The sequence below is a fragment of the Desulfoluna spongiiphila genome (assembly GCF_900101345.1).
Classification (GTDB): domain Bacteria; phylum Desulfobacterota; class Desulfobacteria; order Desulfobacterales; family Desulfolunaceae; genus Desulfoluna; species Desulfoluna spongiiphila.
In genome coordinates, this window is sequence record NZ_FMUX01000022.1 from 83,149 (window position 1) to 96,203 (window position 13,055).

General features: G+C 59.9%; 7 protein-coding genes and 5 tRNA genes. 6 read left to right on the plus strand and 6 right to left on the minus strand.

Going from position 1 to position 13,055, the window contains the following annotated elements:
* Positions 1–5: 5 nt before the first annotated feature.
* The 5 genes from tuf to BLQ12_RS22670 form a co-directional block, all read right to left on the minus strand.
* The gene (gene tuf / locus BLQ12_RS22650; RefSeq protein ID WP_092214428.1) at positions 6–1,202 is read right to left on the minus strand and encodes an elongation factor Tu; all 1,197 of its coding nucleotides are present in this window, start codon (positions 1,200–1,202) and stop codon (positions 6–8) included.
* 116 nt (positions 1,203–1,318) lie between these two features.
* Positions 1,319–1,395 (minus strand) — tRNA-Thr (locus tag BLQ12_RS22655).
* Positions 1,396–1,429: 34 nt separating this feature from the next.
* Positions 1,430–1,505, minus strand: a tRNA-Gly gene (locus BLQ12_RS22660).
* Positions 1,506–1,601: 96 nt separating this feature from the next.
* Positions 1,602–1,686 (minus strand) — tRNA-Tyr (locus BLQ12_RS22665).
* A gap of 21 nt (positions 1,687–1,707) precedes the next feature.
* A tRNA-Thr gene (locus tag BLQ12_RS22670) sits at positions 1,708–1,783 on the minus strand.
* Positions 1,784–2,181: 398 nt separating this feature from the next.
* Between BLQ12_RS22670 and BLQ12_RS22675 the strand changes: the two genes are divergently transcribed.
* The 5 genes from BLQ12_RS22675 to BLQ12_RS22695 all read left to right on the plus strand — a co-directional run bounded on the left by BLQ12_RS22675 (position 2,182) and on the right by BLQ12_RS22695 (position 9,786).
* Entirely contained in the window at positions 2,182–3,927 is a 1,746-nt protein-coding gene (locus BLQ12_RS22675) for a LysM peptidoglycan-binding domain-containing protein (protein ID WP_092214430.1), read from the plus strand.
* Between the two features lies 1 nt (position 3,928).
* Positions 3,929–4,003: transfer RNA gene (locus BLQ12_RS22680), tRNA-Arg, on the plus strand.
* 272 nt (positions 4,004–4,275) lie between these two features.
* Positions 4,276–6,303, plus strand: a complete 2,028-nt coding sequence (locus BLQ12_RS22685) for a TOL_0244 family TonB-dependent receptor (protein ID WP_092214432.1) — start codon at positions 4,276–4,278, stop codon at positions 6,301–6,303.
* A 53-nt stretch (positions 6,304–6,356) separates the two neighbouring features.
* Positions 6,357–6,902 (plus strand): TOL_0243 family YfiR-like periplasmic protein, encoded by a 546-nt coding sequence (locus tag BLQ12_RS22690; RefSeq protein WP_092214434.1) that lies wholly within the window; start codon positions 6,357–6,359, stop codon positions 6,900–6,902.
* Between the two features lie 19 nt (positions 6,903–6,921).
* Complete coding sequence (locus BLQ12_RS22695) at positions 6,922–9,786, plus strand: response regulator (protein WP_092214436.1); 2,865 nt, start codon at positions 6,922–6,924, stop codon at positions 9,784–9,786.
* Between the two features lie 262 nt (positions 9,787–10,048).
* Here the strand turns inward: BLQ12_RS22695 and BLQ12_RS22700 are convergent, their stop codons facing one another.
* Positions 10,049–11,056, minus strand: coding sequence for a response regulator (locus BLQ12_RS22700; protein ID WP_092214438.1), 1,008 nt, complete (start codon positions 11,054–11,056; stop codon positions 10,049–10,051).
* Positions 11,057–11,548: 492 nt separating this feature from the next.
* Between BLQ12_RS22700 and pyk the strand changes: the two genes are divergently transcribed.
* Positions 11,549–12,961 carry a pyruvate kinase gene (pyk, locus tag BLQ12_RS22705; protein ID WP_092214440.1) on the plus strand — a complete coding sequence of 471 codons (1,413 nt, stop codon included), beginning with the start codon at positions 11,549–11,551 and terminating at the stop codon, positions 12,959–12,961.
* Positions 12,962–13,055: the final 94 nt, after the last annotated feature.

Genomic DNA, 13,055 nt, shown 5'->3' on the forward strand with positions numbered 1-13,055 from the left:
TCGATCTATTCGATGATTTCGGATACAACCCCGGCACCGACGGTACGGCCGCCTTCGCGAATCGCGAAACGAAGCTCTTTTTCCATGGCGATGGGGTTGATCAGTTCTGCGATGATGGTCGTATTGTCCCCAGGCATGATCATCTCAACACCCTCAGGCAGGTTCAGGATACCGGTAACGTCCGTGGTACGGAAGAAGAACTGGGGACGGTAGCCGGAGAAGAAAGGCGTATGACGGCCGCCTTCTTCTTTGGAGAGAACGTAAATCTCTGCCTTGAACTTGGTGTGGGGAGTGATGCTTCCGGGCTTGGCCACAACCTGGCCGCGCTCAACCTCATCACGCTTGGTTCCGCGGAGAAGCAGACCAACGTTATCGCCGGCCATGCCTTCGTCGAGGAGCTTGCGGAACATCTCAACACCGGTGCATACGGTCTTGGAGGTGGGACGGATACCCACGAGTTCCACTTCGTCGCCGGTGTGGATCACACCACGCTCAATTCGACCGGTAACAACGGTACCGCGACCGGAGATGGAGAACACATCCTCAATAGGCATGAGGAAATCTTTGTCGGTGTCGCGCTCGGGCTCGGGGATGAAGCTGTCGCAAGCATCCATCAGCTCGAAGATGCAAGCGGCTGCTGCGTCTTCGTGGGTGTCGGCCTCCAGGGCGCGCAGGGCGCTGCCTCGGATGATGGGCGTGTCGTCACCGGGGAAATCGTATTTGGAGAGAAGCTCCTGGAGCTCCATCTCAACGAGCTCGATGAGCTCTTCGTCGTCAACCATGTCGCATTTATTAAGGAAGACAACAATACGGGGAACACCAACCTGACGGGCGAGCAGGATGTGCTCACGGGTCTGGGGCATGGGGCCGTCATCAGCGGACACAACCAGAATTGCGCCGTCCATCTGGGCAGCACCGGTGATCATGTTCTTAATGTAGTCGGCGTGACCGGGGCAGTCAACGTGAGCATAGTGACGGTTGGGGGTCTCATACTCCACGTGCGCTGTGGCAATGGTGATCCCGCGCTCTTTCTCCTCGGGAGCCTTGTCAATCTCGTCGAAAGCGACGGCTGAGCCTGCTCCGGCTCTGAGGGCGTTCTGCTTTGTAATCGCAGCGGTCAGCGTAGTCTTTCCATGGTCAATGTGACCGATGGTACCGACGTTCACATGCGGTTTGGACCGCTCGAATTTTTCCTTTGCCATGTCAACTACCTCCCTGTACGTTTGGTGCTTTACCCAAATTGTGATCTTAATATAATATGGTGTGACTTGCTTACTTACACCTGCCGCATTATCAGAAGGCGAAACACAAATCAGCGTGGAGCCCATGATCAGAGTCGAACTGATGAACCTCATCCTTACCAAGGATGCGCTCTACCAACTGAGCTACATGGGCTAATCGCTGATTATGCGGCCGGGCATTTGCTAAATGGAGCGGGAGACGAGATTCGAACTCGCGACATTCAGCTTGGAAGGCTGAAGCTCTACCAACTGAGCTACTCCCGCCGACCTACCGGTGCAAAACACCGGAAGCAAGTTTTATGTAGGCAGCCGTGTAGTCGCGGCCATTAGGCCTCCTACACCCGGCTTGCTATTCCGGGATGGTGGTGGGGGGAGGATTTGAACCTCCGAAGGCTGAGCCGTCAGATTTACAGTCTGATCCCTTTGACCACTCGGGAACCCCACCATGTTTGGAACGTGTTCTTTTTGGAGCCGGCACCCCGAATCGAACGGAGGACCATCTCATTACAAGTGAGACGCTCTGCCAACTGAGCTATGCCGGCTCGATTTGAAGACTGCCGTCGTCAAAGAACGAACCCCTTTTACCCAGCAGACCATAAATTATCAATGCCGGTTACAGCCGATTAAAGTCAAATAGAGCCCTAAAAAGCCTTCAAATCGCTGATTAGCTCTGGATATCTCCCGCAAATGCGATTTTTCAAAATACTTGCCCCCGCCAGGGGGACCCCAAGACCTAATTGTCGGATATTACCACACAATCCATTTTTAATCCCCATAAAATTGAGCTCCCTTTTTTCCACAGGCTCCCCGTTTTTTCCACGGCACCGTGGCTGGGCTCTCCGGGCCTCTGCCCCAAATCACTTGACACCTCCCGCCCAAGCCTGTAATTCCCCTGTATTCAGATAACAACAACTTACAGCCATATAGAAGCCCATACACTATGAAAAAGACCTCGTTTATTACATGCGCCCTCGTGCTGCTCACCTCCGCATGCACCACGCCGTCGGCCCCCCTCGCTCCCAAGGCGCCTCGCTATCCTTATATAGGCATCGAAAAAACAGCGCCGGAACCGACCGAATTCAACTTCGCCACCAACCGCCGCAACATCTCCCTGGAGTTGCCCGAAGAGGCCCAGGAGGAGCTGCCCCTCTTTGACCATGCCATTGAATACTGCAAGGCGGCCCAGTCCTTCTGGGAAAAAGGCGACATGGACGGGGCCCTATCAAGCCTCGATGAGGCCTACGGCCTCATCCTCAAGGTCGAGACAGGCAACGACCCCCTGCTCCTCCAGCAGAAGGAGGACCTCCGGTTCACCATCTCACGCCGGATCCTGGAGATTTACACCTCCCGGGCCACCACCACCGCCTTTACGCGCAACGCCATCCCCATCACCATCAACAAGCAGGTGCAGCGGGAGATCGACGTCTTCACCAAAAAGGACCGTCGCTTCTTTGCCGAGTCCTTGAAACGGTCCGGCAAATACCGCCCCATGATGCTCAAGAAGCTCCAGGAGGCGGGGCTGCCCGCCGAGCTGTCCTGGCTCCCCCTGGTGGAAAGCGGGTACAAAGTCAAGGCCCTCTCTTCGGCACGGGCCCTGGGCCTCTGGCAGTTCGTTCCGTCCACGGGGTACATGTACGGCCTGAAGCGCACCACCTTCGTCGACGAGCGCCTGGACCCGGACAAGTCCACCGATGCCGCCATCGCCTACCTGAACCGCCTGCACAAGCTCTTCGGGGACTGGTCCACGGTCCTGGCCGCCTACAACTGCGGCGAAGGGCGCGTCCTGAAGATCATCCGCCGCCAAAACATCAACTACCTCGACAACTTCTGGGACCTCTACTCCCGGCTTCCGTCCGAGACGGCCCGCTACGTGCCCAAGTTCATCGCCACCCTGCATATCGTCAACAACCTCGAAAAGTACGGCTTCCATACCGTGACCCCGGACACCCCTCCGCTTTTCGACACCGTCACCGTCCAGAAGCAGGTGAAGCTCTCCGATGTGGCCAAGGCCATCGGTGCCTCCTACGCCACCCTCAAGCGCCTCAACCCCGAGCTGCGCTACGCCATCCTGCCCAAGGAAAAATACAGCCTCCGGGTCCCCGTGGGCAAAAGCAAGGCCACCTTAACGGCCATGGGCTCCCTGCGGGTCTCGTTGCCGCCGCAGCGGGCCTTCGTCTACCACAAGGTGCGACCGGGGGACACCCTCTCCACCCTGGCCAAACGCTACGGCACCTCGGTAAAGGCCATCTCACGCGCCAATGGGCTCTCCAACCGCCACATCATCGTGGCCGGGAAGAAGATCAAGATCCCCCAGCGCGGGTACACCACCCAGGGCTATTACGCCAACACCGCCATCCCCGAGGCCAAGCGCCCCACAAAGCACGTGGTCCGCAAGGGCGAGTCCCTCTGGCTCATCGCCAGGAAGTACGGAACAACCCCCACGGGCCTCAAGGAGGCCAACCGGCTCTCAAGCAACACCCTCACCGTGGGACAGGTCCTCAGACTGCCCCGACCGGCGTCTCCCAAGGCCCGCCAGGCGAAAAAATCCGTCTATTATGTCAAACGCGGTGATAATCCCTTTACAATTGCCACAAAACATAATATTTCAGTCGCGAGATTGCTTGACCTGAACAACCTGACTTCAGGAAGCACCATCTACCCGGGTCAGCGTCTCTACATCGACTAGTGCCCCCATAGCTCAGTGGATAGAGCATTGGATTCCTAATCCATGTGCGCAAGTTCAATTCTTGCTGGGGGTACCACGTTTAAAAAAATACGCATGTTTTAAAGGGTTAAAGCGTCTGCTTTAACCCTTTTTGCGTGGTGCCCTGCATGCCTTCCCTCCCCCCCTTCGTGTTGCCGCATGGTCATTCCCATGGTATATTAACAATGTTAGCGCCCTTGACGGCCATTACCTCCTGAGTCCAGCCCCTCCCCCGCTCTTCGATACGCAGGTCAAGGCGCCCGCAATCCCACGCCCTTCCCGCTGCTGTTTCCATGCCACACCGATCTAACCGGCAGCCTGGAGACTCCCATGAAAAGGTTACCCCCTCTACATCGCCATGCCCTTGTTGCATGGGCCCTCGTCATCGGGTTTTGCCTGGTGCTCCCGGCCGGGGCCGCCGAAGACCTCACCGAGCTCTCCATTGAAGAGCTGGCCAATATCGAGGTCACCTCCGTCTCCCGCAAGCCCCAGAAGCTCTCCCACGCCCCCACGGCCATCTTCGTCATCACCTCCGACGACATCCGCCGCTCCGGGGTCACCAACATCCCGGATGCCCTGCGCATGGTCCCCGGTATTCAGGTGGCACGCATCTCCTCCAGCAAATGGGCCATCACCGCCCGGGGGTTCAACAGCCAGTTCGCCAACAAACTCCTCGTCCAGATGGACGGCCGCACCCTCTACTCCCCCCTCTTTTCCGGGGTGTTCTGGGAAGACCAGACCACCCTCCTGGAGGACATCGACCGCATTGAAGTCATCCGGGGCCCCGGAGCCAGCCTCTGGGGAGCCAATGCCGTCAACGGCATCATCAACATCATCACCAAGACATCGGACAAAACCCAGGGTGCCCTCGCCACCAACCGGGTCGGTACCCTGGAGCGCAGCGGGGGCGGGGCCCGCTACGGGGCCCCCGCAGGCTCCATGGGCCACTACCGACTCTATGCCACCTACGCCAACCGGGATGAATCCGTCAGCCCTGAAGGGGAAGGCAGCGGGGACTCCTGGGACAACCTCCAGGGCGGATTCCGCAGCGACCTTTCCCCCACGCCGGAGACGCGCCTTACCTTCCAGGGCGACGTCTACGCCGGCCGGTTCAACGAGAACACCGCCCTCCCCTCCCTTTCCGCCCCGTACACCACACTCTACGAAAACGAAAACGACTCCAAGCACATGAACCTGCTCAGCCGCATCACCCGCACCCTGTCCGCGACGTCGGAACTCTCCTTCCAGGCTTACTACGACCGCTCGGAAAAGGAAGAGAACCAGCTTGCCTGGGACGGGGACCTTGCCGACCTGGACCTTCAGCACCGGTTCGAGCCCCTCACCGGTCACGAGGTGATCTGGGGGCTGGGCTATCGCTACTACGCCGACACCATCGAATTCAGTGACAATTTTTCCCTGACGTCCCCGTCCACCACCGACCACCTCATCAGCGCCTTTCTGCAGGATGTCATCTCCCTGTCCCCTTCGGTCCAGCTCACCCTGGGCGCCAAGGTGGAACACAACGACTACACCGGAATGGAGTTCCAGCCCAACGCCCGGCTTCTCTGGGCACCCAATGCCATCCACAGCACCTGGTTTGCCGTCTCCCGGGCCGTGCGCACCCCCAACCGATCCGAAACCCAGATCCGGATCCGTCAGGGGGTCATCCCGCCGGGGTCCCCACAAAACCCAGCCCCCCTGCCGGTGGAGGTCATCATCGCAGGGGACGAGGACCTGGAATCCGAAAAACTCATCGCCCTGGAGGCCGGATACCGGCTCACGCCGGATCCCTTGTTTTCTTTGGACCTGGCCCTTTTTTTCAACGCCTACGACGACCTCAACGGATACCTCACGGCCGACCCGGTGCCGGACCCGGGGGCCACCCCGCCCCGCATCACCTCGGTGACCGCCATCAACAACGGCATGGAGGGCCACACCTGGGGCCTGGAGGTCGCTTCCAACTGGGCCCCCCGTCCCCACTGGCGCCTCCAGGCCTCCGGAACCCTTTTCCAGGCCAGCTACGACACCAAGTCCGGCTACGAGGGGAGTTTTTCCGATGACACCGACGACGCCGCGCCCAAGGTCCAGTTCTCCCTCCGGTCAGGCCTCGACCTCTCCCCAAAGGTCACCCTGGATCTCTGGCTCCGGCACATGGACGATATTCAGGAGGGAACGGTGGACGCCTACACCGAACTCGACGCACGCCTTGCCTGGAAACCCGCAAAGGGCGTCGAGCTCTCCCTCACCGGCCAGAACCTCCTCCACGAAAGCCACGCGGAGTTTGCCGAGTCCCTCCTGTGGACCTCTCCCACGGAAGTGGAGCGTTCTGTCCACGCCCAGGCAACCCTCACCTTTTAACCCGAAACGCGGCAGGCCATTTCCCGCGGTGCCCCACCATTTACCAGAGGGCCATGAACAGCAAGCAACTCTTCCTTATTGCCGGTCTTTTCTGCAGCATCGCCCTCCACAGCGTTGGCCCTGCCCCCCTGCTTGCGGAACCGGCCACGGAAAGCCGCATCAAAGCGGCCTATCTCCTGAATTTTGCCCGATTCGTCACCTGGCCCGAGGCCGCCTTTGATAACAGCGTCGCCCCCATTGTGCTCTGCGTTCTGGGAGACGACCCCATCGATTCAGCCCTGCCCACCATTCAATACAAGCGCGTCCAGAACCGCCCCCTGGAAATTCACCACATCGGTTCCCTCAAGGACCTGCCCCGCTGCCACATGCTCTTTGTGGGAGAAACGACGCCGAGCCCCGTCCAGCAGGTGCTCTCGGCCCTGGGCAACCGGCCGGTCCTCACCGTCAGCAGCCAGCCCGGATTCTCCAGTCGGGGGGGCATGCTCACCTTTATAGAGACGGACAACAAAATCCGTTTTGAAGTCAACCTGTCCACCACCCGGACAGCGGGACTCGCCATCAGCTCCCGGCTCCTCAAACTCGCCCGGGTGGTGCCCTAACCCCCAATCAGGCAAACCCATGCTTACCTATTTTAAAGCCCTGCCCCTTCGCCAGAAACTCGTGGCCCTGATGACCCTCATTTCGGGCGTCATCCTGATTCTGGCCACCTTGCTGCTGCTGGCAACCGAGGCCTTTACCTCTCGGCGGGAGATGCACAACAACCTCTCCATGCTGGCCCGCATCATCGGCTACAACTCCGTGGCGCCCCTTACCTTCAATGACACCAAGGTGGCCAGGGAGAACCTGGAAGGGCTCTCCGTGGACCCCAGCCTGGACCTGGCCCGCATCCACAAACCGGACGGGACCCTGTTCGCCCAGTACCGACGCCTTCCCTCCCCCGCGCCATCCCCTGCCCCTGACTCTCCCCGTACACATCGCCTGCTCAACGGCCTGCCCTTTCTCGACACCCACATCGAGGTCCGGGAGGAGATCCGCTTTGACGGAGAGGTCCTCGGCTCCGTCACCCTCCAGTCCGACCTCACCCGGGTCTACCGGCGCCTCCTCTTTTACCTGGCAGCGGCCATGGGAATCCTTGCCCTTTCCATTTCCGCCGCCTACACCATCTCGTCTCGTCTCCAGGCCATTGTCTCCGGCCCCATCCTTGAACTCACCGACATGATGAGTGAAGTCTCCGATGAAAAAAACTACGGGGTGCGGGCCGTCAAGCGCACCGACGACGAGATCGGCCTGCTCATGGAGGGCTTCAATGACATGTTGAGCCAGATCCAGCGACGGGATGCCGAACTCTTAAAACAGCACGAGAGCCTGGAGGAGACAGTGGCCCTGCGCACGACCGAACTCCGGCAGACCGTGGCGGACCTGAAAGATGCCAAAGCCGACACCGAGGCGGCCAACTTTCGCTTGCGGGAAGCCATCCACAACGCCAAGGGCCTGGCCCGTGCCGCCGAAGCCGCCAACCGGGCCAAGAGCCGGTTCCTGGCCAACATGAGCCACGAAATCCGCACCCCCATGAACGGCGTCATGGGCATGACCCGTCTCCTGCTGGGCACCTCCCTCTCCGAGGAGCAGAGCCACCGGGTCAACACCATCCAGAAAAGCGCCGATGCCCTCCTGGCCATCATCAACGACATCCTGGACTTTTCCAAAATCGAATCGGGCAAGCTGGAGCTGGAGACCATCGACTTTGACCTGCTCACCATGCTGGAAAACATCAACGACATCATGGCTGTCAAGGCCCAGGCCAAGGGGCTTGAATACATCTTCCGCATGGATCAGGACGTCCCGTTGCGGATCTCCGGGGATCCCTCCCGCCTTCGACAGATCCTCGTGAACCTCATCAGCAACGCCATCAAGTTCACCGCAGGCGGGGAGATCCTCATCCACGTCACCCGATGCACGGAACGGGAAGCCGCCCCCCGGTGGAAAATTCCCTTGTGGTTCGCTGTCACGGACACGGGCATCGGCATCCCCGACGAAACCGTCGACAGCCTGTTTTCCCCGTTCACCCAGGCCGATGTTTCCACCACCCGGCGATTCGGGGGCACCGGGCTGGGCCTTTCCATCTCCAAACAGCTGGTGACCCTCATGGGCGGAGAGATCGGGGTGGAGAGTCAGGAAGGCAAAGGGAGCACCTTCTGGTTTACCGTGATGCTCGACTGCTGCTCCCGGGAAGGGAGCTTCTGCATGACCCCGGCCGCCGATATCCGCGGCAGCCGGATCCTGCTGGTGGACGACAACCAAAGCAGCCGCATGGCCCTGAAAAGTCAGCTGGAGGCCTGGCACTGCCGGGTCGACGAAGCCCCCAGCGGCGATGACGCCTTGGGGCAGCTCCTCTCCGCCCCCCAACGGGACCCGTATGCCATCGCCATCATCGACAGCGACATGCCGGATATGGACGGTGAAACCCTGGGAAAAACCATCCGGGACCATGGGGCCTTAAAAGGGCTCTCCCTCATTTTCATGGCCACCCTCTGGCAACGGGGAGATGCCAGCCGCTTCAAATCCGCCGGCTTCGACGCCTACTTCACCAAACCCTACAAGCGCTCCCAACTCTACAACTGCCTTGCCACACTTTTGGGGGCGGCCCCCATGGAAGACGAACCGGCAAAACGGTTCATCACCCGCCACACCATGGCCGAACTCTCTCGACGGAACCACCGCATCCTCCTTGTGGAAGACTTTCCCATCAATCAGGAGGTGGCTTTAGGCATCCTGGAAAGCTACGGCTTCCGGGCCGATGTGGCGGAAAACGGCGCCCAGGCCGTCAAAGCCTTGGAATCCACCGCCTACGACCTGGTGTTCATGGATCTTCAGATGCCGGAAATGGACGGCTTCGAAGCCACCCGCGTGATACGCGATCCCCTCTCGGCGGTCATGCGTCACGACGTCCCCATCGTGGCCATGACCGCCAACGCCATGGAGGGCGACCGGGAAAAGTGCCTCAAGGCAGGCATGAACGACCACATCCCCAAACCCATCCTGCCCGAGGCGGTCTACCGGGCCCTGCAGACCTATCTCCTGAGGGCCACGCGCCACGATACCCCGGCCACCCTCCCCGACCCATCCGGTGAGAGCGAAGCTTCAGGCGAACTCCCGCTGTTCGACCGGGACGACCTCCTCCTGCGCATCCAGGGCAACACCCGGCTCCTGGACAAACTCATCGCCCTCTTCCTCGACAAAACACCCCAGGAGCTGGAGCGCATGAAACACGCCGTGGCCCTGGGGGAATTCGAACCCATCCGTGCACAGGCCCATAAAATGAAGGGGTACTTTGCCAACATCTCGGCCAAACGGCTGGAACGCCTGGCCGCAGCCCTTCAACAGGCCGCCCAGGATGGTGACCTGAAGGGATGCGCCGACCATGCCGCGGCCATTGAGGAGGGGGTGGATCGGTTCGTGAAATACCTGCAGGAGGGCATGTAGGGGAGGAAGCGCATAAAACAAAAAAAGCCTCCGGCGGCCCTGCCGGGGGCTAAACTTTTAAAAAGTTTAATAAACAGGCTTTAAAAAACAGATTCAGACCAATCAAAATCAATAGCGAATGTGATTTTCCCTGAGGAACGAAGGGAAAAGCGCATTCGAAACCTGCTTTCGAGGTGGCACACCTCGCCGCCGGAGGCATTGCTTTTGTTTTTTCCTGAGCCCTCTTGACCCTGTGACTCATCAGACTTTAACCATAGAAGGCTTACATGCCTCGCCCCTGGCTCTCCACAATGGCCTCAAAGGTCTCTTCCAGGGCCAGAAAAGCCTCCACCACATAGGGGTCGAACTGGGTGCCATCCCCTTCCATGATCAGGTTCTTGGCCACGTCATGGCTGTAGGCCGGCTTGTACACCCTCTTGGAGATCAGGGCATCGTAGACATCGGCAAGGCTGAAGATACGCGCCGCCAGGGGAATGTCCCGCCCCTTCAACCCCCTGGGATAGCCGGTGCCGTCATAGCGCTCGTGGTGGCACAGGGCGATGTCCCGTGCCACCCGCAGAAAGGAGGCGTGGGGGGCCACCTTCAGGACCGAATCCAGGGTCGCGGCCCCTTCGGTGGTGTGGCGCTTCATGATCTCGAACTCCGCGTCGGTGAGGCGCCCGGGCTTGAGGAGCACGTAATCCGGTATGGCCACCTTGCCGATGTCGTGCAGGGGGGTGGTTAAGTACATGTTTTCCACAAAGGCGGTGTCTATCTCCCCGCGCAAAGGGCCTTCGGCCCCCATGCGAAGGGCCAGGGCCCGGGAGTAGCCCCGCACCCGTTCCAGGTGGGCTCCGGTTTCAGGATCCCGGGATTCCGCAAGTTTGGCCAGGGCAAAAATGGTCATGTTGCTCGCCTCAAGGGACATGAGGCGCAACCCCGAACGCAGCCTCACCTCCAGCTCCGAGGGATGAAACGGCTTGGACATGAAGTCGTCGGCCCCGGCTTCGAGCCCCTCCACCACGTTGGCGGTGCCCCCCCGGCTGGTGACCATGATGATGTACACATAGTGACCGATGCTGTCCTGCCGGATGCGACGGGTCAGCTCCAGCCCGTCCATATCAGGCATCTCCCAATCGGTGATCACAATGCGGCACTCCCCATGATCCCTCAGGTAGGCAAGGGCCTCGCTCCCGTTCTCGCGAACGGCCACCTCATAGCCTGTCAGGTTCAAGGCCTCTTTCAGGAGTTCCACCGAGAGGATCTCGTCATCCACGACCAGTACGTTCATGGGCTTGTCTCTCTGCTGGGTTGTCAGTGAAGGCTGGCCCGGAGGCGGCGAGCGCTGCCCGGACACAGGGTGTCGGATTGGTGATGGAGGGTCTGTCGTGCAGGCGGCCCCGCTTTAAAGGCCCGAAGCTCCGTCCTGCATTGCGGCGTGCCGAAGGTCAGGGACCAAGGGACGTCCCGTGGGCACGAAGAAAATGAGGAATCGTCGCCTGGACGATACCTGTTTTTTTACTCTACCACAAAAGAGGGAATACCCATAGGGGAATCAACGGGTTACCCCCTGGAAGGCCTGATACAGGCACCGCTGATCAACACGGATGCTCCCTGAGGCATCCCCGAAGAAAGAACCGTTTTCATTTGATAACGCTTCCTGTAGAGTAACCCAAGGAATCAAGGCAGCCGCAGCCTCGCCTTGCCCACGAAACCCCACCGGCAAGACGCAGGATGCCTCGGAGTGCGGCAAAACCCAGATGACGGACAAGGCGGGTAACCTGTGCAAAAAAAGACAAAAATCGTAGCAACGATCTCCAACCTGAAATGTGATGTGGACTTTTTACTCGAGCTCTACGAAGCCGGCATGAACGTGGTGCGCCTCAACACCGCCCACATGACCACAGACGACGCCCAAAAGGTCATCGACAACGTTCGGGCCGTCTCCGAACACCTGGCCATCATGGTGGACACCAAGGGCCCCGAGATCCGAACGGTGCCCATGGATGAGGGCCTGCCCGTCACCGCAGGCGACCTCATCGACGTGCGCGGAGACGCCACCGGCACATCGAAGCCGGGCCTTCTCTGCGTCTCTTACAACGAGCTGGCCACCGACGTGCCCGTGGGGAGCCAGCTCCTCATCGACGACGGGGACATCGCCCTGTCCGTCACCGGCAAAACCGACACGACCCTCCACTGCACCGTGGAAAACGACGGGACCATCAAGGGACGCAAAAGCATCAACATCCCGGATGTCACCATCAACCTGCCCGCCCTCACCGAAAAAGACATCGCCTTTGTCAAATACTCCGCCGAGCAGGATGTGGACTTCATCGCCCATTCCTTTGTCCGTAAAAAAGAGGACGTCCAGGCCGTTCAGGAGATCCTGGATGCCATGGGCAGCGACGCCAAGATCATCGCCAAGATCGAAAACCAGGAGGGCCTGGACAACATCGACGAAATCCTGGACCACGCCTTCGGCGCCATGATCGCAAGGGGAGACCTGGCCATCGAGATCCCGGCCGAGCGCATCCCCCTTATCCAGAAACGTCTGGTCAAAAAATGCGTGGAGAAGCGAAAGCCCGTCATCATCGCCACCCAGATGCTCCACTCCATGATCCACGCCCCGCGCCCCACCAGGGCCGAAGTCTCGGATGTGGGCAACGCCTGCCTGGACGGCACCGATGCCATCATGCTCTCCGGTGAAACCGCCAACGGCAAATACCCCCTGGAATCCGTCCAGACCATGGCCCGCATTGCCCTGGAGGTGGAAGAGAGCCGCAGCACCTTCAACGACACCCCCTACACCCCGGAGAACATCACCACCGACTACCTCACCAAGGCCGCCGTCAAAGCCGCCCTGCGCCTTCCCACCAAGGCCATCGTGGCCGACACCTTAACCGGGCGCACCATAAGGGGCCTGGCCGCCTACCGGGGAGAAAACCCCATCTACGCCCAGTGCTACAGCAAACGGGTGATGCGCGAGCTCGCCCTCTCCTTCGGGGTCCACGGCAGCTACATGAAACTCAACCAGACCACCAACGAGTTCCTCCATGAAGCCCTGACCCGCCTCATGGCCCGAGGTGCCGTCTCCGAAGAGGATCTCCTCGTGGTCCTGGCCGGCCACTTCGGCGCCACCAACGGCGCCTCCTTTGTGGAGATCAGCACCGCCAAGAACTTGCTGACAAGGGCGTAATGCAGAGGGATAAATAATTTAGGTCATAGGTCATAGGTCATAGGTCATAACAACGTACCGTCTATGATCAAAACAGGTTCAAAAAACAGAAGGG

Excerpts from the sequence above, each read along its gene's own strand:
- tuf (WP_092214428.1), bottom strand. The coding sequence starts at position 1,202 with ATGGCAAAGGAAAAATTCGAGCGGTCCAAACCGCATGTGAACGTCGGT.
- BLQ12_RS22675 (WP_092214430.1), top strand. The coding sequence starts at position 2,182 with ATGAAAAAGACCTCGTTTATTACATGCGCCCTCGTGCTGCTCACCTCC.
- BLQ12_RS22685 (WP_092214432.1), top strand. The coding sequence starts at position 4,276 with ATGAAAAGGTTACCCCCTCTACATCGCCATGCCCTTGTTGCATGGGCC.
- BLQ12_RS22690 (WP_092214434.1), top strand. The coding sequence starts at position 6,357 with ATGAACAGCAAGCAACTCTTCCTTATTGCCGGTCTTTTCTGCAGCATC.
- BLQ12_RS22695 (WP_092214436.1), top strand. The coding sequence starts at position 6,922 with ATGCTTACCTATTTTAAAGCCCTGCCCCTTCGCCAGAAACTCGTGGCC.
- BLQ12_RS22700 (WP_092214438.1), bottom strand. The coding sequence starts at position 11,056 with ATGAACGTACTGGTCGTGGATGACGAGATCCTCTCGGTGGAACTCCTG.